Origin of the sequence: Alkalihalobacillus sp. BA299 (genome assembly GCF_017745675.1) — a bacterium.
GTDB lineage: Bacteria > Bacillota > Bacilli > Bacillales > Bacillaceae_F > Alkalihalobacterium.
Window position 1 is genome coordinate 21,059 of sequence record NZ_JAFLJM010000028.1, and the last position, 21,519, is coordinate 42,577.

Genomic DNA, 21,519 nt, shown 5'->3' on the forward strand with positions numbered 1-21,519 from the left:
CTTTAAATTTTTGTTCACCACTAAATGCGTTTCCACCTTTATTAAGCGGATTAAAAATGTTAACACTTCTTAGGCAAGCGACAGAACAAATCCACTAAAAGGTACATATGTAAGTAGTAATATATTGAATAGGTATGGTGTGCATTATGTCTTTTTCTGTTATAACGGTTACTGTCGTTTTAATTTTTATGTTTATTTGTCTTATTAAAGAATGGTTTGCACCTGAGCTTACCGTTTTTACTTCATTAGCTTTGCTTATTGTTTTAGGAGTTCTGCCTATCCATGAAGCTTTTCAAGGTTTTGCAAACCCTGCAGTTCATACGATTGGCTTATTAATGGTTATTGCCTATGCTGTTCAAAAATGTGGCATTGTACCGAAGCTCCTAACACGTATTTTAGGGAAAAATTCACAACTACCTATCGTCCTTATTAAAATGATGCTTCCTGTTTCTTTTTTATCGGCATTCATGAATAATACTCCAATCGTTGCCATGCTTACCCCGATTATTCATAGTTGGGGGATGAAAAATAAAATCTCTCCTTCTAAACTACTTATTCCACTTTCTTATGCTGCCATTATTGGAGGAACGATAACGTTAATTGGCACATCGACAAATTTACTCGTTCATGGATTACTACAGCAGCATGGACATCCAGGATTTTCAATGTTTCAGTTTTCATTAATTGGTATCCCGCTTTTTCTTGTTAGTTTATTTTATATGATCATTTATGGTCATATAAAATTACCGAATAATCAAAATTTGATCGAGGCCTACCAATCTACCAGAAAAGATTATACGGTTGAAGTCAAAGTAAATATTGATTCCCCTTGGATTGGAAAAACGGTAAAGGATGTTAACTTAAGGGCATTGCACGATATCTTTCTCGTTCAAATCATTCGAAGCAATAACGTCATCACTCCAGCCTCTAGGTATGAAATTATTCAAGAAAACGACGTACTGATCTTTTCCGGTAATGTAGAAAGCATTTTGAAGCTGCTCCATTTAAAAGGAATAGAGCTCACTACCTTGAATGAAGAAGTGGAACCCGTTTATAAGCCCAATACCTCTAATTTAGTTGAAGTCGTTGTATCCCACTCTTCTCCTTTAATTCGAAAAAAAATTAAAGATTCGAACTTTAGAGCTCAATATAATTCTGCAATCGTCGCTATTCGCAGAAACAATCAACAAATCTCTACCGGCATCGGAAACATTGTCATCAAGCCAGGAGATACACTCCTGCTTTTGGAAGGAAAAGATTTTATTAACTCATGGTCTAACTCTCGTGATTTTTATCTTGTGTCTGGGATCCAAACAGATGAAACAACAGTCACCGCTAAGTCCAAGGTTATTATTCCTACCTTAGTTGTCGTCATTGCATTAGCATCCCTTCAACTCTTATCGATATTTGAAGCCGCTCTTCTAGGAATGATTATATTAACTGTCACGAAATCCATAACAGCTGTTGAAGTAAAAAATGCCATTGACTGGGGGATTTTAGTACTCATCGCTTCAGCAATTGGCATAGCAAAAGCAGTTGAAAATGCTGGATTACCTACTCTAATAACCAATCTCTTAAACTTGGCGAATCCAATGAACGTAATCATCCTTTGCTTCATAATCTACCTAGTAACTCTCATTTTAACAGAACTAATCAGCAATATCGCAGCGGCTGCGCTTATGTTTCCGATTGGATTTTCATTAGCGGTTCAACTAGGTTACAATCCTGAACTGTTTGCGATCATTATTGCCATAGCTGCCTCCTGTAGCTTTATGACTCCTATCGGCTATCAAACGAATTTACTCGTTTATGGACCAGGTGATTACCGTTTTTCTGACTTTTTTAAAGTAGGCTTTCCACTAAGTCTCCTATGTATGATTGTTACCGTATTTATAGCTGTTTTTATTTGGGGATGAGTAAGAGAGAGTTTTTAATAATTAGGAAGGGAGTTGTCCAAAATGAAAAAGAAGAAAAACACCCCAGCAAATATTGTTTGGCATCAATCTAAGATTACAAAACTCGATCGACAAAAATTACACGGCCACAAAAGTCTTATGCTTTGGTTCACAGGCCTCTCAGGTTCGGGAAAGTCCACAATCGCTAACGCTCTTCAACACGAATTGCATCAAGACGGAATGAGTGTGTATTTATTAGACGGTGACAATCTTCGTCATGGGATCAATCGTAATTTAACGTTTTCTGAGCAAGACCGGAAAGAAAATGTTCGCCGAACAGCTGAGGTCGGAAAACTATTTGTAAATGCAGGTATAGTTGTTCTTGCAGCGCTTATTTCCCCTTATGAAGAAGATCGCGAGCAAGCCCGATTACTGTTTGAACCTGGTGAATTTGTTGAAGTTTATGTGAAGTGTTCATTACAGGAATGTGAAAAACGAGACCCAAAAGGCTTATATAAAAAGGCTCGACGTGGTGAAATCCCTCAATTTACCGGGATAAGTCAGCCTTATGAAGAACCACAAAATCCAGAGGTTACGATTGATACGACAAAAATGTCGGTAGGTGAATCTGTTCAAAAGATTAAATCCTTTATCTTAAGTGAATTAAAATTAGCAGAACATAAAGAGGAGTGAGTGTTTTGACACATAGTATCCCCCACGGTGGAGAGCTGGTTAATCAAATTGATTTAAATTTTGATTTCTCTTCAATCTCTTCAGAAGTTAAAATCGATAGAATGGCCTTATCTGATTTAGAGTTAATCGCAAACGGAGCTTATAGTCCACTAACTGGATTTTTGGGAAAGGATGACTATGAATCTGTTTTACACAATATGATGCTTAAAAATGAGATGGTTTGGAGTATTCCGATTACTTTGCCGGTGACTGAAAAAGCTGCAAAGCGCTTGATTATAGGAGAACCTATTAAACTACTCTTTGACAATACAGTCTACGGCATTTTACACGTTGAAGAAATATATACACCAGATAAATTGCTTGAAGCAAAGCTTGTCTATCAAACAACGGATAAAAACCACCCAGGAGTTAAAAAACTACAAGAACGTCCAAATGTTTATGTAGCTGGCCCCGTTACTTTAACGAAAATTCCTTCTAAAAATAAAAAGTTTTTACAATACTATAACTCCCCATCGGAAACGAGAAAAGCATTTGAACAAAATAATTGGAAAACAGTCGTTGGATTCCAAACGCGAAACCCTGTGCACAGAGCTCATGAATTCATTCAAAAATGTGCCCTTGAAACAGTTGATGGTTTATTTCTTAACCCCCTTGTCGGTGAAACAAAATCAGATGATATACCTGCTGACGTTAGAATGGAAAGCTATGAAGTTCTTCTAAAAAACTATTATCCTAGTGAGAGAGTATTTTTATCCGTATTTCCAGCAGCGATGAGATATGCCGGTCCGAAAGAAGCTGTGTTCCACGCGCTTGTTAGAAAAAATTATGGTTGTACTCATTTTATCGTCGGTCGTGATCATGCTGGTGTTGGCGATTATTATGGAACATACGATGCACAGGAGATTTTTAAGCAATTTTCACCAGAAGAAATAGGGATCAACATTCTTTGTTTTGAACATAGTTTTTATTGTAAAAAATGTGAGAACATGTCTTCGCGTAAAACGTGTCCACATGGGAAGGAAGATCATCTGCATTTATCGGGAACGAAGGTACGTGAAATGCTACGAAATGGAATTACACCGCCGCCGCAATTTAGCCGACCAGAGGTGATCGAAGTGTTAATGAGGGGGATGGAAAGTTAATTTTTTACCACTGAAGTTATATTAACTAGGGGCTAAAGAAGAAATTTGGAGATTACCGGTTGAAATCGGATTAGTTTTCAGGAAATTCTAGCTTATATTTTCTTCCCTTGTTCTCTCCTATTTGTTCGAAATTTGATGCAATGAGTAGTTTTTTTGCAACAGTAGTAGACATAATGTTTAAAAAGGTTCTCACTTGTTGATTTGTAACCTCTTTATCTATTAGTAAAGAATAATCTTTAAGTGAAAAAATGTGGGCATCAGAGGAATGAGTAGTACATTCGGGACAAACCCATTTCCCTCTTTTTCTAATCATCGCAATTCTGAAACATTCTGGGCAATGGACTCCCGTTAAAATATCTGTATGTGGGATTTGATATTGCTGGAGTAAATTTTGATCTCGAGGCTGGTGTTGCTTTATTAAGAGATTAGATAATTTTTTTATTTCTTTTAAAGTAAGGATTTCCTTATTGGAGAATTTATCTAACATGATTAGCTTATTTGGAAGTGAGGCAGCATGAATAACTTCTTTGTTCGGTGCTGCTTTAATAATTGTTGAGGGATTACTAATCACAACTATTGTTTTAATTGGTACTGGGGGAAATTTATGTTTTAGTAGCCACATGTCTAATTGTCGTTTTTGTCGTTCTACCTGTAATAGAGGATCTGGGAATGCCTCTTCTACATCATTTGAAGTACGGATTAACTGCTGAAACGTTTGATCGAATATTAATGACCCATTTATATTTTTCACTTCGAGAATAAGGAGAAATTTCGGTGTCAAAACCAATGTATCCATTTGAAAGTAGAGTCTATCATTATGAGGGATTCTGAGATCGTGCAATATCGTGTACCTTTCTTCAGGTAAAAAGGATAAATGAAAGTCAATCGCCTTTTCTCCATTATATCCTGCTAAACTTTTAGCGAGAGCTTCCTTTATCTGGCTTCTTTTTGGGTGCTCTAGTGGCAGTCTCCTTAGTAACGCTTCTAGTTTTAATATCTTCAATGGAATACTGCGTTGTTTTTTAATCAATTTGGATCACTCTCCTCTTGTTTTGAAGAAAATTTCTCCATGAATAGATAACATCCCTTCATATATGTACGAAAATTAATAATTAATTTACGAAACAACTAGCCCCACTATGAATATATCATTCTAATTTAAATTATATCGGTCTAATTTACGATATATCAGTCTAACTCCAGATATATCAGTCTAACTCTCGATATATCGGTCCAACTCAGAATATATCAGTCTAAGCCTATTTTGATCCCTAACTTTATCTACTAATTTAAAAAGGTTTGGGATCTCCTCCCAAACCTTTTCCACTCATCCTCATACCGTAAATTAACTCGCTTTCTTCTTAAAACTAAGCCACGGCGGTGCCGGCGGGTTGTCATTGCAAATGAATATGCCTCGTTTTCGTTTCTCTTCTTCTTCGTCGATTTCAACAACCTCTTCTTCTACTTCTTCAATAGTTTCTACGATCTCAGTATCGATTTCAGCTTCAGTATCTAGTACTTCTTCAATTTCTTCGCCCAGTACTTGTTCTTCTTCTGTGCTATCCGCATTAATCGGAATATTATTTTTAATTTTGTGCTCGATTTCAGTCCAAACGGCTAAGATATCATTTTCTACTCGGTTCCAGTGAAACTTTTCTTCAACTAGCTTCCGACCATATTGACCCATATCTTTACACTTTTGTGAGCTCGAAAGCAGTACAGATAAATGTTCAGCAAACTCATTTGGATCTTCTGGATTCGCGACAATTAATCCGTTTTTATTTACTTCAATGACTTCTGGGTTTCCACCACGGGCTGTTGTAACAATCGGTAATCCTGCTGCCATCGCTTCGTAATGCACTCGTGCTAGTGGTTCCTCCCATTGCGAAGGACAAACGAATATATCAGCTGTAGCGAACCAGTCTTGGATTTTATCAGGTGCGACAAATCCTGTCGTAATCACCGGAACTGGAGAGCGATCTGCTAAGGCACGGACATAGGCAACATAGTCCGTTACTCCGTTATCACTAAACCACTTACTTCCCATTAGGACAAGGGCAACATTGGAATGTTTTTTCGCGAGAATGTTCATCGCACGAACGAGGACATCTGCCCCCTTATTTGCTGAAAGGCGACCTGCAAACAGGATTACTTTTTTTCCTTCTAGATTGTATTCTCTACGTAAGTTTTTCCTTATCCCGTCCGCTTTTTGTGAGTAGGCAGGGACAAATCGGTCTAGATCGACGCCTGAATAAATCGTTTTTAATTTAGGAGCCGCTTCTGGGAATAGTTCCGTAATAGCCTTACCGATATAATCACTGATCGTAATAATTTTATCGACTTGCTCAATGGCAAGAGCTCCTTCCTCGGGAGATATCTTTTGAGGCTTAAACATATCATTATGCATACTTAAAATGATCCGCGCCTTCGGAACACATTCTCGTACTGGAGAAACGAGACGTGGCCGGTTAAAAATGTGGATTAAATCGAAGGAGGAATTGGATTTTAAATACTCAACAACACCTTGTCGATACGTTTCAAGTAAGCCACCTGGACATCGAACATAATGTATGCCGTCTTTCGTTTCTTTATCAGGTAATGACGGATCATTTCGTCCTAGTATTGTGATCTCATGTTTTTTACTTAGAAATGGCACAGCACCTGCGATATACGTTTGGATAGCTCCACCGCGTACAGGAGGGACTGGTAATTTCTCAGTACATATGATTAAGATTTTCACTTTTTCACTCCTCCTAACCAACTGTTATCCGCTAGTTCTTCGAGTACAGGCCATTTCGTTTTATCGATTTCTACAATTCTTTGAACTAATAATTTGAGTTCATCATCCATAAATACGGTTGGTTCATAAATCATTTCTTTGACATTTTTATAAAATAAATTAGGTAGGGCCATATCAATCATTAAAATCTCATACAGTTGATCATCTATTGGATAAGCTTCGTGATAGGCTAAAATCATTTCTTTGACCCAATGAACATCCCAGGCACCTAGATCATCCATCGTACCAGTAATTAATTTTCGCAGATCGCGAATCGGTAAATCATAGGCTACCCCGTCCAAGTCTATAATCCACATACCGCCGTCACCCTTTTGCCCGTTAGACCAACCGTAGTCTTGGTGAACCAGTCCCCATTCCTTATTCCCTTTTTTGACAAGTTCATGATAAGTGGATTGCTCTAGTCGTTCTAACGCTTTAATTGCTTGTTCTTCAAACATATCGACAACAGATAGTACCTCAGAACTTGCAGGCATCTCATTATATAGAGTGGCTATATCTCTTAACCAATTCATTTTATTGACAATTTTTTTATACGTTTTTGGCCAGCGGTAAAGTCTTGAAGCATTTTCTGCTCCTTCTGGTGGTGTGTAGCCTTTTGACAGTTGGTGGAACTCTCCAATGGCATAACAAAGTTCTTTTGCTCCTTCTAGATCTTTTGTCACTTGGAAAAGAGATTCAATCCATTCAGCAACAAACCAAAGCTTCCCACCCATTTCTACATACAATTTTCCGTCCTTTGTCGGAATGATCGGAGGAACTCGCGCATTTTTTTCTTTGACTAAATATTCTTGGGCACCGAGACTAAACAAACTTCTTGTTGGTCTACGATGTAATAATTTTAAACTTCTTGGTCCCTTATCAGTTTCAATCTTCCAAATTAATCCACCTTTATCTGCTTTTGTCGTTATGACTTCCATGTGGCTAACGTTCATATCATAATGTTTATTAACTTCATGAGCCATATTAACAATGTATTCTGGTACATAAAATTCATCTTGTAGTTCAGCTTCTTCTAAATCCCAGGGGGTAATAAGCTGTTCATTATCCATCTATTTACCTCCTTATAGTCTAATATAATAATTAATGTATTCGTAATTGGGAATTTAGGAATGGACAAATACCCACAAATGCAAAAAAAACGAAAAAACTCAGGGGGTAATGTTGAAGTTACCCGAGCTCTTTCGCTTATTAAGGCCGTTTATACTCACACTTTTATTTTTATTTTCATCGCATGATATCGTTAATATTCCTGAAGTTGATTTGCAGTGTACCACTCGATCGTTTCAATTAACCCTTTATAAAAAGACGTTTGCGGTCGCCAATGTAACGTAAAATGGATTTTCTCCCAATTCAAAGCATAGCGTCTCCCACCATTTTCTCGATCAGCGACGTGACGAATTAATTGATGATCCTTATTCATATAATCAAGGATAAGTTTAACGACATCTATAGTCGATCGCTCACGTCCCCCACCGATGTTGTACACTTCCCCTAACTTACCATGCTCGACAATCGTTTCAAGGGCACGACAATGATCCCTAACGAAAATCCAATCACGTTTATGTTGTCCGTCTCCGTAAATCGGAATTTCCTTTTCTTCAATGGCATTTAAAATAACAGTCGGAATTAATTTTTCCTTTTGCTGATACGGTCCATAATTATTACTACAACGAGTAATAATAGCTGGTAAACCGTATTTTTTTATATAGGCACGAACAATCATTTCGCCGCTCGCTTTACTTTCCGCATAGACATCATTTGGGTTGAGCCTTGCTTCTTCTAAATTTGGCCGATCTTTTTCACCTAGTGCACCGTATACTTTACCAGTTGATACATAGATGATTTTTTTGCCATAGCCTTGCCTTACTTTTTCCAGTAAATTCAACGTTCCGAAAACATTAACATCGTATAAATCAATCGTAGAATCCTTTTTCTCGGTTCCATCGGTTAGTGTTGCTAAGTGAACGATTGCATCATATTGACGGTCAAATACTTTATTGAGCTGCATAGCATTACATATATCTACTTGAAAAAATCGATAGTTTGGTAATTTTAAAGGTGCAATAAATGCTTCGGGATTGGTTGAATGTGTGAGAGAGTCAATATTTGTGATGTGGTAGGATGTATGGTCAAGAAGATACTGTATAAAGTTGGCCCCTATAAAACCTGCACCACCTGTTACTAATACTTCCTTCCTCACTTCCATTCCCTCCATGGACTTTAAAATTTTATAAAAAAAAAAATTATAATTGAATAACTTTTTGCACAACCGCTTCAATCACAGAGCCACACCCTGCAATCGCAAAGATGATAACAATTGGGAGAAAAACGGTAGGATAAATAATAAAACCAAAATAAAGAAAGGCCGCTGTCCAAATGCCAGTGCACCAATAGCATGCAATTAATTCACCGATAAACTTCCGCACTCCACTACCTTTCACTTCAAGGTAAGATGCTACCGTACCATCGGAAAGCGTTTCTGTTGTAATTTGATGAAATGGATTTCGTAGTGGTGCCATTATTTGATCAAATACTACTAAATGCGCTAAACGAAAAGAAGCTAGTAATAACAGAATAAATTCGAAAGGACTTATCATTTTCATCCATCCTCTTTTTTAATCTGCTAACAAAATATGTATAAAACTTAAATATGTGCCTAGTTCCTTTGTCTTTTTGAAAGGATTTTCAACCTCTTTTACCGATGAATGTGAAAGTTTACTAGTTATATGCACACTTTTCTTTCTTTACCATAGCCTAATAACGAAAAGAAAGGAGATGATATCACTATGTATCATTATCATCAAAATGAAATGAACTATCATGACTATTACCGTCAACAGCCTTCACTACAATATATTCCTCCAACGGTTATCGATCGTTATGTAAATCAATGGATCACTACATCCATCCCTAATTACGGTCAAGTCATTGCTTATGTTCTTGATTACAATCCAAGAACAGGAATGGTTTCAATGTTCATCTATCAACCACCACGGTATCGTCAACAATATATTCAAGTACATTATAGCGACATGGTAGGAATTAGCCCTTATTTCGGCCCGACTCCTCCTCGTCCACATCATCAACCGTCACCGTGGCAGCCTTGGCAGCCATCTCCTCCATCTCCGTGGCAACCATCGCCTCCATCTCCATGGCAGCCGTCACCGTGGCAGCCAGGGCAAGGGGGCGGGGGCGGCTTCTGGCCATGGTTGTTTGGAACAGCATTTGGATCAGGACAGCAACAATAATAATGTCAGTTTTAATGCCATTTAAAGGGTATGAAAAAGCCTCTTCCATTATGGAAGAGGCTTTTTCACAAGGAATTTAATGTCTAAATGCTTTTTCAGCTACTTCTTTTTGCTTCTTTTAGGAAAATGAAGGGGAGAATTTTTTATCTTATAGCTTTTTTTTCAACTTTAGATGTTTTATTTTTAACTTCAGGCCAAATATTTTCAAGTTCCTAGCTTTTATTTTTAACTTATGACCATTTATCGATTTCTCGACAAATACAAACAAAATTCGACACTGTTTTGGTAAACTTACTCTCTCAATTACAAATGTACATTACATTTTTTCTACCCATTGCTTTATCATTTCAGCTTTATCCACTTAAAATAGACAAAATTCCCTAGTGACAAATAGAAAAGGAGCCCTAGTTGAGCTCCTTTTCTCATCGATTAAGAAAGTGATAAAATGTTATATCCGCAATCGACATGGATCATTTCGCCTGTGATACCGCGAGACATGTCACTCATTAAGAATAATGCTGTATCTCCGACTTCTTCTTGTGTTGTCGTACGACGAAGCGGGGCACGTTCCTCAATTTCTTTTAATACATCATTGAAACCAGAAATACCTTTCGCTGCTAATGTACGGATTGGACCAGCAGAGATTGAGTTTACGCGAATGCCGTCTTTACCTAAGTCATTGGCTAGGTACTTTACGCTTGCGTCAAGTGAAGCTTTTGCAACACCCATAACATTATAATTTTTCACGACACGTTCACCGCCAAGATAGGTTAAAGTAACAATACTTCCACCTTCTGTCATCAGTGGACGAGCTGCTTTTACAACGGCTGTTAACGAATACGCACTAATATTTTGAGCGAGTAAGAACCCGTCACGCGTTGTATTTAAGTATTCCCCTTCAAGTTCATCCTTGTTTGCAAATGCAATACAATGAGCAATTCCGTGAATGACACCAACTTGTTCTTTGATGTTAGCGAATGTTTTTTCCACTTCTTCATCATTTGTTACATCACAGGGAAGAACTAAGAAATCATCTCTTTCTAACGTTTCTGCTAAATCTCGAACATTTTTCTCCAGTCGCTCTCCTGCATAAGTAAAAATTAAACGTGCACCTGCTTTTGAAAGAGATTGAGCAATTCCCCAAGCGATACTTCGTTTATTAGCTACTCCCATAATGACATATGTACGATCTTGTAATGATAAATTCATCATTTCCCCTCCTGCTCTATTAGGAACAATTTTAAGATTTGTTTTTACAATATTAAACACTTACTATTAGTACTTGGTACCAATAAGAGTATAGCATGTTTTTCATTATTTGGTATAGTCTAGTCATTAATATTCTTCCTTTATCGTTATTACCCTTTTTTTGTTGTGATATTCCTTTTAATAAAATGACAGTGTTCACACTCAAATATGACGTTTTGATTAGACTGTGCCGTTAATAAATTGGTTAAAGGTTTTTCAATTTTACACTTCGGACAAACAACGATTGGGTCCATCTGGCAATCCCTCTTTTCTAACATAAGTTCCGTACTATTATCACCAAAAAAAAACCTCCTAATAATAGGAGGCGTCAAATTAATCACCAAATTCTCTTCTTGGAAGTAAGGTTCTCGGCACATCTGTCCCCCTTGAACCACGTAAATCGACTTTTTCTGTTTCTGGTGGATACAGCATAATAAAGCTTTCTGGAATGGACTTTGCTAGGATTCTTGGGAGTTCTTCTAACTTAGGATGCCAAGCAATTGTCCCTCTTCTTGCACTGAGAACCACTACCAAGTCATCTTTTTTCAACATCAAAAAGTAATTATGAATTAACTCATTCCATGTTTTTACCTTTGCAAATTTTGTTGAAACATCAGGCTTCATCTCTTCAAATGTTTTTTGATATGAGATACTTTCATCTTTAATAACAAGGACAGATAGATTCGCTCCAATTTGATTGGCCATTTCTTTAACTGTTTTAATTCCTTCATAATATCCTGATTTATGATCTACACCTGAAGGTAAAATAAGAACAATTCTTTTCGTCGTATTTAATGGGTGGCCGAGCTTGGAAACTAATACCATTTCATTTGTTCGATCAAGTAATTGATCTAATACACCACCAAAAATCTTTTGCGGTGTCGATAATTTGCCGTTCCAGCCGACAACGACTTTTGTAATTCTCGTTTCTTCTATCGCTCGGATAATGCCAGATGAAACATTCGGATCGACTCGAGTTAATAAATGAACAGGAATATTGGCTCCTGACGCATATGTCAGCGCCTTTCCAAGCATTTTCTCAGCTTCAGCTACCTTTTCTGCCGACCGGCCATTTTGTTCCCGTGCAACCGTTAACGGATAAATAGGCTCATTACTATTCCCGCGTAAACTAAATGATAAATTTAATAGATCCTCTACTGAATTCGGATTTGCTAACGGTACTAATATTCGTTCTGGTGCATTACTTGGTTCATACGGCTGTTGTTCTTCCAATAAAGCAAGCTTTCGGCCATACTTCTCAACCGTATAAGGACCAACCATACAAGTGACGAGGATCATCACAATAACGCCGTTCACTGTTGCTTGATCAAATAATCCAAGATCAAAACCAACGAGAGTGGCTGCAAGAGTCGCTGCTGCTTGTGGAACTGACAATCCAAACATAAGATGGATTTCCTCTTTAGAATAACTATAGAGCTTTCCACTAATCCATGCAGCTAGATACTTTCCAAGCTGTACAAATAAAACAATTGCCGCTGCTAATATCCATGCGCTCGGTTCACTTAATAAAACTTGAATATCCATGAGCATACCAACGGATAACAAGAAAAATGGAATAAAAATCGCATTACCAACAAATTTAATTCGATTCATTAACGGACTATGTTCTAATATAAAACGGTTCAATGCTAACCCCGCTAAAAAGGCACCAATGATCGGTTCTAACCCTGCAACGGTAGCAAAAAATGCAGTGACAAACAAGATTGTCATTACAAAAATATAATCTAGTGTCCCTTCACTACTCATGGAACGGAAAAAGTATTGTGCCAGAAAGGGTATGATAATAAGTACAACGATTACATAAATAACTAAAGATACAAGCATCGTAATCCAAAGAGCTAAATTTAGGTCCCCTTCCATTGAAGCAGCAATAATCGCAAGAATAAGTAACGCTAACGTATCGGTCATAATCGTGCCACCAACGGTTGTCGTTACACTTTTGTTTTTGGCAATCCCAAGGCGGCTTGCAATTGGGTAGGCAAGTAATGTATGGGAACCCAACAATGAACCTAACAATATAGAAGCTGGAATTGAATATTGTAGTAATAATCCTAGAGCCGTACCTAAAATGAATGGGATTGTAAAAGATAAAGAACCAAATACAATACTGCGGTCTCGATATTTTTTAAAACCTTCTAAATCAATCTCAAGGCCTGCAATAAAAATAATATATAAAAGCCCTACTGTCCCTAATAAAATAATCGTCGGGTCTCGATCTAAAATGCCTAATCCATTTGGACCAATAATGACCCCTGCAAAAATAAGTCCGATAATACCTGGCACTTTAATTCTGGCCATAATTATGGGAGCTAACAGGAATACTAGCATAGCAATTGCAAAAATTAAGACTGGATTAGAGATGGGGTTTTCAAACATACTTGTTGCTCCCTCCTTTTTCAAGATATATTTCACTATTGTGATAAGTTTTCAAAATGATATTTTCAGCAAGTAGCAATGCCATATTCCCTCATTGTATGGGGGATGAACTTGTACTATGCAAATGAGCGAGTTTTTATAATACTACACTTTTACATTGGAGGAAACCATTATGCCTATTGATATTATTGGTGACATTCATGGATGCTATGATGAATTCGTACAACTTACTGAAAAACTAGGTTATGATTGGTCAGAAAACATCCCAATCCATCCCACTGGAAGAAAGCTAGCATTCGTTGGCGATTTAACTGACCGAGGTCCACATTCCGTAAAAGTCATTGAAATCGTTTACGAACTCGTGAACCGTAAGCTGGCTTATTATGTGCCTGGTAATCATTGTGATAAACTTTATCGCTATTTTCTAGGTCGAAACGTACAAACGACTCACGGCTTAGAAACAACAGTCGCAGAACTTGAACAGTTATCTCGCAAAGAATATAATGCAATCAGTGCGAAGTTCCGGAAGCTCGTTGAAAACTCTAATTTATACGCAGTCTTAGATGATGGAAAACTTGTTATCGCACACGCAGGGATTAGACAGGATTACATTGGCCGACATGATAAAAAAGTAAAAACGTTTGTCCTCTACGGAGATATAACAGGTGAAAAGCATCCTGATGGATCTCCTGTTAGAAGAGACTGGGCCAAAAACTATTCTGGTGAGGCTTGGATTGTGTACGGTCATACCCCTGTTGCCGAGCCACGCTTTATTCACAATACGGTTAACATTGATACAGGGTGTGTATTTGGCGGTAAACTAACCGCTCTTCGCTACCCTGAATTAGAAACCGTATCTGTTCCATCATCCATGCCGCACGTCGGAGAGAAATTTCGGGCCTTTGACGATACACTTGAGTAATTATTAAGAAGGTGACACGATGCAATTCATTAAAATTATACTGCTTTTATTAACAATTTTCATAGTAACGAGTTGTGGTCCGCAAGTTGAAATTCAAGGTGATATTGAGAAAAGTAAGGTTATCATTGATGAGGACCGAAATTTACTTACCCTTTATGTTCGTCTCCAAAATACAAGCAGCTTGCCATCTGATAATCTCTATGCCAAATTTGAACTATTATCGGATGAATTAATAAAAGAAATCGGACAGGAAACGATTGTTTTTGTCAATGATAAGCAAATTCCGGAACCATTTAATATTAGTCCGAACAGCGGCTACTTTATTGGAGAATCATTTGAAGTTAACCAAACATTTACTGAAGAAATGGTATCCGGTGCCGTTGAAGTTGTTATTTTTGATGAAGCTGGCGACGACGTTACTCGGTTTCCAATCACAAATGTAGAAATGGAAACGAATTAGGGCTACCAACTCGTCGTCCTATTTTATTTCCATGGAAAAGTAACATTTAAGTCAGCCAGCTTTGCATATCTAGGGGTACTTTTGCTTCGATTGTAATGTTCTCATAAGTAAAAGGGTGTATAAATGAACAGTAATAGCTATGCAACGCTTGTCTGTCTATTTTTTTTCGTTCACCGCCGTACAGATCATCCCCGAGTAATGGGTGTCCTATGGAAGCAAAATGAACACGGATTTGGTGCGTCCTACCTGTTTCGAGCTTGACTCTTACAACTGTTTCTTCATCCCTTTGTAAAAGAACGGTATAATGAGTAATCGCTTCTTGCCCATCTGAGCGCACTTCCCTTTCAATAATACTATCACTTTTTCTACCGATTGGAGCCTGGATTGTCCCTTTTTCTGTCATTAATTGACCATGAATAATAGCAATATACTCTCGGTGAATTTGACCAGCTTTTTGCTCCTTTGCCATTAAGTCATGCGCAAAGCGGTGCTTGGCGATTACCACTATTCCTGAAGTATCTCTGTCAAGTCGGTTGACGGCATGAAACGTGGAGGAAATTCCTTTTTGATCATAATAATATAATACTCCATTTGCAAGTGTTCCGCTCAAGTGATCTCTTGATGGGATCGTCGGCATGCCCGCGGGCTTATTGATTACAAGAAAATGATCGTCTTCAAATAAAATATCGAGAGCGATCGGTTCTAAAAGAATACTTTCACTTCTTGTTTCAGGTGGAAACACAATTGTAACTTCATCACCTGACTGTAGTGTCTTTCTTACAGTTGCCGTTTCACCGTTCACAAAAAGGGAGCCACCAGCAAATTTAATATCCGCTAGGGCTCTTTTCGATAATTTTTTTTCCACTTTTAAAAACTCTCGTAAAAGTTTACCTTCCCAGTCTTTTGCTACAGTCCATGTGATTTGTAGTCTTGTCATTTCACTTAGTCTCCAATAAAAGATTCCTTGACACGTTTCCAAAATGGAAACGGGCGAAAACGTGCAAACTTGATTTTTTCCTCAGCGACCCGGCATTGGATGGACTTGACTTTTTGGTGCACCCAAGAAAAGTGATCAACTGTTATTTGCAAATTCACATCATTTTGTGGCTTTAATAAGCAGGTATGGTGCTGAGGTAAAACGAGTGGTGAGCCTACTGTACGATATACACGATTATTTATGGACGCCATTTCTGCCAATTGAATCGATGCAAGTGACGGATGTAAAATGGCTCCACCGAGTGCTTTATTATACGCGGTACTTCCAGATGGAGTTGAAATACATAATCCATCTCCGCGAAACGTTTCAAATTTTTCACCTTTAATTTCTACATTACATACGAGCGATTCTTCCGGACTTTTTACTGTACACTCATTTAAGGCTAATAATCGTTCAGATTTATTATCACCATAATGTCGGATGACGACCTCTAATAAAGGATATTCAACAATCTGAAAAGGAGTTTTTGCAATATGAATGACTAATTTTTCTACTTCTCCAGGCATCCAATCCGCATAAAAGCCTAAATGACCGGTGTGAATTCCAACAAAAGATGATTCTTCTAAACGATGTTTGTACGTATGAAAAGCGTGTAGTAAGGTCCCATCGCCACCAACAGTAATTACAATTTCTGGTTCTTTTTCATCGTATGTTAATCCAAATTCAACTAAGTAAGTTTTTATCCTTTGCTGAAGTGCATTAGATACGTTATCTCCTCTAGAAGTCACGGTAAAGTTCATAACATCAGACTCCATCTATAATAAATTTATTCATTATTCAAACGGTCATATTTTTTAGAAATGATTTGTTGTGCTTCTCGAACTTCTTCACGAATTTGTGACATTTCCTCATCTAATTGAAAAGCAGCTTCGGCAGCGCGTTGCAATCGTTGTTTAAAATACTCTGGAATTTCTCCACTATATTTATAATTTAAGGAATGTTCGATTGTTGCCCAAAAATTCATGGCAAGTGTCCGTATTTGTAATTCCACGTAGATTTGTTTTTTACCTGCAATCGTTTCAACAGGATACTTGAGGACAATATGGTACGACCTGTAGCCACTCTCTTTTTTGTGATTAATATAATCACGTTCTTCAACGATTTTAAAATCCGTTCGCAGACGGATGAACTCAATTATAGTATTAATATCTTCTACAAATTGACAAACAATACGAATTCCGGCTAAGTCTTGCATGTCTTCTTCAATCCGTGTTAACGGGATGTTTTTACGTTTTGCTTTGTCAATAATACTCGTAACGGGCTTCACTCTCCCCGTCACAAACTCAATCGGAGTATGCATAGAAGATTTTTGATATTGTTCACGAATGCCTTTAAATTTAATTTTTAATTCCTCTACAGCTTGCTTATATGGAATTAAGAACGTGTCCCAATTGTACATGCAACCACCAACCTATCATCAAATAATCGACGTCACTTTTTAAAGCTATGTTGATTATTTTGAAATAATTCTTCCAACAGCTTCGACCATTTTCTCACCGTAATTGCTGTTGTCTTGAATATTATCCAGTAAGTAATTGAATTCATCTTTAAAATATGTACATTCTATCTCAAGCTCATGATTTAATTCGATATACACGCGATCTACTTCATTTAAATGTGTCCTTAACTCAGACCATAGCTGTTCAGGTATACTTACATGTCGATACTTTTCTTCGTCTTCCAAAAGATAAATGAATGCTAATTGATCTGAATCTGCAAGCATTCTTCCAGCAGCTTGCAATGAGACTGCTTCATTTTTGGCTAGCGGTTTGGCTATATGTAAGATTATTTTATCCTTTTTTGTAGAAATCTTGTTAACATCTATTTGTTTCATAATTGGGCCCTCCTATTACTTCTCTATCGTTACGTAACCATCTTACCATAATTTGCAGCAAGACTAGAATACAAATCACTGATCTCAACCGATTGTCCCTCATTTCTATCTGTGACATAATGGAAGCAAAGTGAATGTTTTGATCTTTTTTAGAGAGACAAGAGCTCCTAACTTGAGTTGAACAGCTAATTTCTCAACCCCATTCATGCTAAATTATTTTTAAGGAGTATATATACATGACCCGTGAAATTGAAATAGAAGCAAAAAACCTATTAACAAAAAATGAGCTAGAACGTTTACAAAGCTATTTTTCCATTGACAATTCTCAATTTGTCTCACAAACTAATCATTATTTTGACACTGCTAATTATGCCTTAAAAGAAAAAAAGGCAGCCCTCCGCATCAGAGAAAAAAGCAATAAATATATTATGACCTTAAAACAACCAAACGAAGTCGGTTTAATGGAAACAAACCAAGTAATATCGGCTGAAGAGGCTAAGCATATGCTTAATACAGGATCCATTCCTGATGGTGATGTAAAGTCAGATATTGAAGCTTTGAATGTCCCGATCGAACATTTCACTTGTTTAGGTTCACTTACTACGTCTAGAGCAGAAATTCAGTACAATCATCAACTTGTAGTTCTTGATATTAGCCATTATTTAGACACATTAGATTACGAATTAGAAGTAGAAGGAAACAGTGTAGAGTCGGTACAAGAAGTTTTTAATCACATTTTAAAACAACATAACATCCCGAAAAGACCAACGAAAAATAAAATTATTAGATTTTTTGAAAGAAAACAACAGCAAATGTAGGTCATTAATATTATCCAAAAATCGGACATTGTCTAATGTTGCACTGTAAAGTAAACTGATAATAGAATCAAATTCAGTCCGAGGTGACGTGAATGAACGTAATGTTGTTCCAGCAAATTGCAGAAATGAATGCTATTCGTCAGTTTCGAGGGACAAGCTCCCAAACAAGCAACTCCCCATTTCAATCGTTATTTTCAGATTTTATCCAAAATGAAATGGAGAAAGCGAACATTCAATTAAATACTAAGCAGCGACAAATGGATTTGTTTTTACATCCTATTGCCCAATTAGAGAGTGGAAAGCAGTTGTCTGCATTGAACGATACGAGAATCTCCCCGTTAACAGAAACCGGAAATTCTCGAGTAGATACTTATAAAAAATGGATTAATGATGCTGCAATAAAATATAACATAGACCCAAAGCTTATTGTTTCTGTCATCAAGCATGAGTCTAATTTTAATCCTAATGCTACAAGTCATGCTGGAGCAGGTGGACTGATGCAGTTAATGCCTGAAACCGCAAAATCTTTAGGTATTATGAATGTTTATGATCCCCAGCAAAATATTGAAGGCGGTGCAAAGTATTTACGCCAAATGCTTGACCGTTATAACGAAGACACACGTCTTGCTTTAGCCGCTTATAACGCAGGTCCAGGAAATGTTGATAAGTATGGGGGCATTCCTCCATTTAAGGAAACACAAAATTACGTACCAAAAGTGATGAACACTTTTTTAAACACCTAGCCTATGAAAATGCTTGGATCGGTTACCGATCTAAGCATTTTTTGTTGCAATTTGTTCACCTTTTTCTATCCAAGCAACTTATTTGAGGAGTCGGCTGTGTATTACGATGTAGTTTTCTTAGGATTCCTTGAGAAAATCTTTTTTTGAGATTTGAGCATTCCATTTTTCCCCTCTAGTATTCACTAAGGAGAGTCCTGGGTGACCGTCATCTCCTACTTTTTTCCTCTCTTGGTCACCTAACCTCCTTGTAACCACCACCACACATTTCTAACGTCTTTAGGCTCTTAGACTCACACAAAGACTATTTTCTTCCATTTATTTCAGATTAATTTTTCTTGTATTGATCTAATTCAGTATGATTAGGCTAGCTGTTTCCTATACGATCTCATTTTATATACCCTCCCTAGACTTCAAGTGATAAAATCACCATTTTATTAAAATATATGTTCAGCAAATCAGATTATTTGCTGTTAGAACTAACGATTGCTAAAATGGATTTAAGTAATTGTTACTAAAACATCCTCTTAAAGGAGATAACTATGTCAGAACATCAAACACCCTATGATGCAATAGGTGGAGCAGAAACATTAAGCCAACTAGTAGATACCTTTTACGATAAAGTAAGTCAGCACCCAGAGCTTGCACCGATTTTTCCAGACGACTTAACAGAAACTGCAAGAAAGCAAAAACAGTTTTTAACCCAATTCCTAGGGGGACCCACCTTGTACTCTGACGAACATGGTCATCCCATGTTAAGAGCTAGACATATGCCTTTTAAAATAACACCAACTAGGGCTTCAGCTTGGTTAGCTTGTATGAAGGAAGCAATGGATGAAGTTGGTCTACAAGGGGCTTTGCGCGAACAAATTTTTAGTCGTCTAACCTTTACAGCACATCATATGGTCAATCATCCACAAGATACGGAATAGGAAGGGGGACACTCAGGTGACTTCAAAAGATAATCAGTCTAGCTGTGATAATATTCGAGGCTTTTGTGGTCCTATTGACGAACCATCCGTATCCAAAGAAAACAATTGTGTTAAAAAACCGTTGGAAATCTATATATTTATTGATCCACTGTGCCCGGAGTGTTGGGCCTTTGAACCAATGTTAAAAAAGCTGCAAGTTGAATACGGAAAATATTTTAAAATACGATACTTTGTTGCTGGTTCGCTTGAGTATTGGAATAAACCACAGGCAAAAACAGAAGAAACGAAAAAGCTCGAAGAAATTGCGAAAAGTTGGGAGAAAACCGCTAGTCGGACAGGTATGAGCTGTGATGGTGATCTCTGGTTTGAAGATCCTATCACCTCTCCTTACACAGCTTCAATCGCTATTAAAGCAGCTGAAATGCAAGGTCAATTTGCGGCAATGAAATTTTTAAGAAGGCTAAGAGAACTACTCTTCTTGGATAAAAAAAATATATCTAAAGAAGACGTATTAATTGAATGTGCAAATAAAGCGGGATTAGATGTCGATGAATTCATTCGAGACCTTCATTCAGAAGGAGCAGTGAAAGCCCTACAGTGCGATGTAAAAATGACAAAGGAACTTTCTGTCGACTACTCCCCTACTTTTGTATTTTTCAATGATAATATCGAGGATGAGGGTTTAAAGGTTACTGGGTTTTATCCTTATGAGATTTTTGTTGAAATTATTCAACAACTATTAGGATATTCACCTGAACCTTCACCATCGATTACATTGGAAGAATTCTTATCTTGCTATAGTTTTGTTGCAACTAAAGAGGTAGCTGTCGTCTTTAATATATCTATTCAGGAAGCGGAAAGAAAATTAAAGCGGATGATGTTACAACAACAAGTAGAACGTGTCCCCGTTAAACATGGAACTTTTTGGAGATACATTACGAAATAAGAAAAGCGGAAGCGCCCGTTTACCGACGTACGGACTGGACTGAGCCGCAGAAGATAAAGGAAACACGTTGAACGGTAGTGAGTCGATGTTGACTTATCGTACGGCGGAGAGGGAAGTCTCGCTAGTCGGTGGGTGCTGGAGCTAGACAGTGAAAAGCGGAAGGTGTCTGCTTATCGGCGACAAGCGCTGGAGGACCAGCAATTCGTGTCCTGACTTTTGGACACGTTTGATGGACCGAAGCGACCTCGAGCCGATGACACCTGAAGCTAGACAATAGAAAAGCGGAAGCGCCCGTTTACCGACGTACGGACTGGACTGAGCCGCAGAAGATAAAGGAAACACGTTGAACGGTAGTGAGTCGATGTTGACTTATCGTACGGCGGAGAGGGAAGTCTCGCTAGTCGGTGGGTGCTGGAGCTAGACAGTGAAAAGCGGAAGGTGTCTGCT

The 21,519-nt window shown here is 37.6% G+C and carries 21 protein-coding genes; 10 read left to right on the forward strand and 11 right to left on the reverse strand.

Annotation, left to right across the window (positions count from 1 at the left end; genetic code table 11):
• Positions 1 to 146 precede the first annotated feature (146 nt).
• From J0N78_RS23565 to sat, 3 genes are read left to right on the forward strand one after another with little or no spacing between them, the layout of a single operon-like run.
• Positions 147 to 1,916 (forward strand): SLC13 family permease, encoded by a 1,770-nt coding sequence (locus J0N78_RS23565; RefSeq protein ID WP_209125531.1) that lies wholly within the window; start codon positions 147 to 149, stop codon positions 1,914 to 1,916.
• Between the two features lie 42 nt (positions 1,917 to 1,958).
• Entirely contained in the window at positions 1,959 to 2,588 is a 630-nt protein-coding gene (gene cysC / locus J0N78_RS23570; RefSeq protein ID WP_209125532.1) for an adenylyl-sulfate kinase, read from the forward strand.
• Between the two features lie 5 nt (positions 2,589 to 2,593).
• Complete coding sequence (gene sat / locus J0N78_RS23575) at positions 2,594 to 3,730, forward strand: sulfate adenylyltransferase (protein WP_209125533.1); 1,137 nt, start codon at positions 2,594 to 2,596, stop codon at positions 3,728 to 3,730.
• Between the two features lie 70 nt (positions 3,731 to 3,800).
• Here the strand turns inward: sat and J0N78_RS23580 are convergent, their stop codons facing one another.
• The 5 genes from J0N78_RS23580 to J0N78_RS23600 all read right to left on the reverse strand — a co-directional run bounded on the left by J0N78_RS23580 (position 3,801) and on the right by J0N78_RS23600 (position 9,127).
• A complete protein-coding gene (locus J0N78_RS23580) occupies positions 3,801 to 4,760 on the reverse strand; it encodes a nuclease-related domain-containing protein (protein ID WP_209125534.1) in 960 nt (319 codons plus the stop codon).
• A 315-nt stretch (positions 4,761 to 5,075) separates the two neighbouring features.
• Positions 5,076 to 6,470 carry a glycosyltransferase family 4 protein gene (locus J0N78_RS23585; RefSeq protein ID WP_209125535.1) on the reverse strand — a complete coding sequence of 465 codons (1,395 nt, stop codon included), beginning with the start codon at positions 6,468 to 6,470 and terminating at the stop codon, positions 5,076 to 5,078.
• A complete protein-coding gene (locus tag J0N78_RS23590) occupies positions 6,467 to 7,579 on the reverse strand; it encodes a CotS family spore coat protein (RefSeq protein ID WP_209125536.1) in 1,113 nt (370 codons plus the stop codon). Before J0N78_RS23590 ends, J0N78_RS23585 begins: the two co-directional genes overlap by 4 nt.
• A gap of 191 nt (positions 7,580 to 7,770) precedes the next feature.
• Positions 7,771 to 8,730, reverse strand: coding sequence for a dTDP-glucose 4,6-dehydratase (locus J0N78_RS23595; protein ID WP_209125537.1), 960 nt, complete (start codon positions 8,728 to 8,730; stop codon positions 7,771 to 7,773).
• 43 nt (positions 8,731 to 8,773) lie between these two features.
• A complete protein-coding gene (locus tag J0N78_RS23600; protein ID WP_209125538.1) occupies positions 8,774 to 9,127 on the reverse strand; it encodes a DUF1360 domain-containing protein in 354 nt (117 codons plus the stop codon).
• 189 nt (positions 9,128 to 9,316) lie between these two features.
• Here J0N78_RS23600 and J0N78_RS23605 point away from each other — a divergent pair, with 189 nt between their 5' ends.
• Entirely contained in the window at positions 9,317 to 9,778 is a 462-nt protein-coding gene (locus J0N78_RS23605; protein WP_209125539.1) for a hypothetical protein, read from the forward strand.
• A gap of 429 nt (positions 9,779 to 10,207) precedes the next feature.
• Here the strand turns inward: J0N78_RS23605 and fabI are convergent, their stop codons facing one another.
• A complete protein-coding gene (gene fabI / locus J0N78_RS23610; protein ID WP_209125540.1) occupies positions 10,208 to 10,987 on the reverse strand; it encodes an enoyl-ACP reductase FabI in 780 nt (259 codons plus the stop codon).
• Positions 10,988 to 11,359: 372 nt separating this feature from the next.
• Entirely contained in the window at positions 11,360 to 13,423 is a 2,064-nt protein-coding gene (locus J0N78_RS23615; protein ID WP_209125541.1) for a cation:proton antiporter, read from the reverse strand.
• A gap of 172 nt (positions 13,424 to 13,595) precedes the next feature.
• On the opposite strand from J0N78_RS23615, the gene prpE reads away from it, so the two are divergent.
• Together prpE and J0N78_RS23625 are read left to right on the forward strand one after the other, a co-directional pair.
• Positions 13,596 to 14,345, forward strand: a complete 750-nt coding sequence (prpE, locus tag J0N78_RS23620) for a bis(5'-nucleosyl)-tetraphosphatase PrpE (RefSeq protein ID WP_209125542.1) — start codon at positions 13,596 to 13,598, stop codon at positions 14,343 to 14,345.
• A gap of 19 nt (positions 14,346 to 14,364) precedes the next feature.
• Positions 14,365 to 14,805, forward strand: a complete 441-nt coding sequence (locus tag J0N78_RS23625; RefSeq protein WP_209125543.1) for a hypothetical protein — start codon at positions 14,365 to 14,367, stop codon at positions 14,803 to 14,805.
• Positions 14,806 to 14,851: 46 nt separating this feature from the next.
• Here J0N78_RS23625 and J0N78_RS23630 read toward each other — a convergent pair whose 3' ends face one another.
• From J0N78_RS23630 to J0N78_RS23645, 4 genes are read right to left on the reverse strand one after another with little or no spacing between them, the layout of a single operon-like run.
• Positions 14,852 to 15,742, reverse strand: a complete 891-nt coding sequence (locus J0N78_RS23630) for an RluA family pseudouridine synthase (RefSeq protein ID WP_209125544.1) — start codon at positions 15,740 to 15,742, stop codon at positions 14,852 to 14,854.
• Positions 15,743 to 15,747: 5 nt separating this feature from the next.
• A complete protein-coding gene (locus J0N78_RS23635) occupies positions 15,748 to 16,542 on the reverse strand; it encodes an NAD kinase (RefSeq protein WP_209125545.1) in 795 nt (264 codons plus the stop codon).
• A gap of 26 nt (positions 16,543 to 16,568) precedes the next feature.
• Complete coding sequence (gene yjbM, locus J0N78_RS23640; RefSeq protein ID WP_209125546.1) at positions 16,569 to 17,201, reverse strand: GTP diphosphokinase; 633 nt, start codon at positions 17,199 to 17,201, stop codon at positions 16,569 to 16,571.
• A 54-nt stretch (positions 17,202 to 17,255) separates the two neighbouring features.
• Complete coding sequence (locus J0N78_RS23645; RefSeq protein ID WP_209125547.1) at positions 17,256 to 17,636, reverse strand: UPF0738 family protein; 381 nt, start codon at positions 17,634 to 17,636, stop codon at positions 17,256 to 17,258.
• A 236-nt stretch (positions 17,637 to 17,872) separates the two neighbouring features.
• Here J0N78_RS23645 and J0N78_RS23650 point away from each other — a divergent pair, with 236 nt between their 5' ends.
• From J0N78_RS23650 to J0N78_RS23665, 4 genes are all read left to right on the forward strand, one after another.
• Positions 17,873 to 18,454 carry a CYTH domain-containing protein gene (locus tag J0N78_RS23650; protein ID WP_209125548.1) on the forward strand — a complete coding sequence of 194 codons (582 nt, stop codon included), beginning with the start codon at positions 17,873 to 17,875 and terminating at the stop codon, positions 18,452 to 18,454.
• Positions 18,455 to 18,546: 92 nt separating this feature from the next.
• Complete coding sequence (locus J0N78_RS23655; RefSeq protein ID WP_209125549.1) at positions 18,547 to 19,197, forward strand: lytic transglycosylase domain-containing protein; 651 nt, start codon at positions 18,547 to 18,549, stop codon at positions 19,195 to 19,197.
• Positions 19,198 to 19,736: 539 nt separating this feature from the next.
• Entirely contained in the window at positions 19,737 to 20,126 is a 390-nt protein-coding gene (locus J0N78_RS23660) for a globin domain-containing protein (RefSeq protein WP_209125550.1), read from the forward strand.
• Between the two features lie 73 nt (positions 20,127 to 20,199).
• On the forward strand, positions 20,200 to 21,072 hold the full coding sequence (locus J0N78_RS23665) for a ClpXP adapter SpxH family protein (RefSeq protein WP_307794999.1): 873 nt from the start codon (positions 20,200 to 20,202) through the stop codon (positions 21,070 to 21,072).
• Positions 21,073 to 21,519 lie beyond the last annotated feature (447 nt).

What these genes read in the sequence shown, in the direction of transcription:
- J0N78_RS23625 (WP_209125543.1), top strand. Translation starts at nt 14,365, where the DNA reads ATGCAATTCATTAAAATTATACTGCTTTTATTAACAATTTTCATAGTA.
- fabI (WP_209125540.1), bottom strand. Translation starts at nt 10,987, where the DNA reads ATGAATTTATCATTACAAGATCGTACATATGTCATTATGGGAGTAGCT.
- yjbM (WP_209125546.1), bottom strand. Translation starts at nt 17,201, where the DNA reads ATGTACAATTGGGACACGTTCTTAATTCCATATAAGCAAGCTGTAGAG.
- J0N78_RS23650 (WP_209125548.1), top strand. Translation starts at nt 17,873, where the DNA reads ATGACCCGTGAAATTGAAATAGAAGCAAAAAACCTATTAACAAAAAAT.
- J0N78_RS23645 (WP_209125547.1), bottom strand. Translation starts at nt 17,636, where the DNA reads ATGAAACAAATAGATGTTAACAAGATTTCTACAAAAAAGGATAAAATA.
- J0N78_RS23615 (WP_209125541.1), bottom strand. Translation starts at nt 13,423, where the DNA reads ATGTTTGAAAACCCCATCTCTAATCCAGTCTTAATTTTTGCAATTGCT.
- J0N78_RS23635 (WP_209125545.1), bottom strand. Translation starts at nt 16,542, where the DNA reads ATGAACTTTACCGTGACTTCTAGAGGAGATAACGTATCTAATGCACTT.
- J0N78_RS23605 (WP_209125539.1), top strand. Translation starts at nt 9,317, where the DNA reads ATGTATCATTATCATCAAAATGAAATGAACTATCATGACTATTACCGT.
- J0N78_RS23590 (WP_209125536.1), bottom strand. Translation starts at nt 7,579, where the DNA reads ATGGATAATGAACAGCTTATTACCCCCTGGGATTTAGAAGAAGCTGAA.
- J0N78_RS23655 (WP_209125549.1), top strand. Translation starts at nt 18,547, where the DNA reads ATGAACGTAATGTTGTTCCAGCAAATTGCAGAAATGAATGCTATTCGT.
- J0N78_RS23660 (WP_209125550.1), top strand. Translation starts at nt 19,737, where the DNA reads ATGTCAGAACATCAAACACCCTATGATGCAATAGGTGGAGCAGAAACA.
- J0N78_RS23565 (WP_209125531.1), top strand. Translation starts at nt 147, where the DNA reads ATGTCTTTTTCTGTTATAACGGTTACTGTCGTTTTAATTTTTATGTTT.
- J0N78_RS23630 (WP_209125544.1), bottom strand. Translation starts at nt 15,742, where the DNA reads ATGACAAGACTACAAATCACATGGACTGTAGCAAAAGACTGGGAAGGT.
- J0N78_RS23600 (WP_209125538.1), bottom strand. Translation starts at nt 9,127, where the DNA reads ATGATAAGTCCTTTCGAATTTATTCTGTTATTACTAGCTTCTTTTCGT.
- cysC (WP_209125532.1), top strand. Translation starts at nt 1,959, where the DNA reads ATGAAAAAGAAGAAAAACACCCCAGCAAATATTGTTTGGCATCAATCT.
- prpE (WP_209125542.1), top strand. Translation starts at nt 13,596, where the DNA reads ATGCCTATTGATATTATTGGTGACATTCATGGATGCTATGATGAATTC.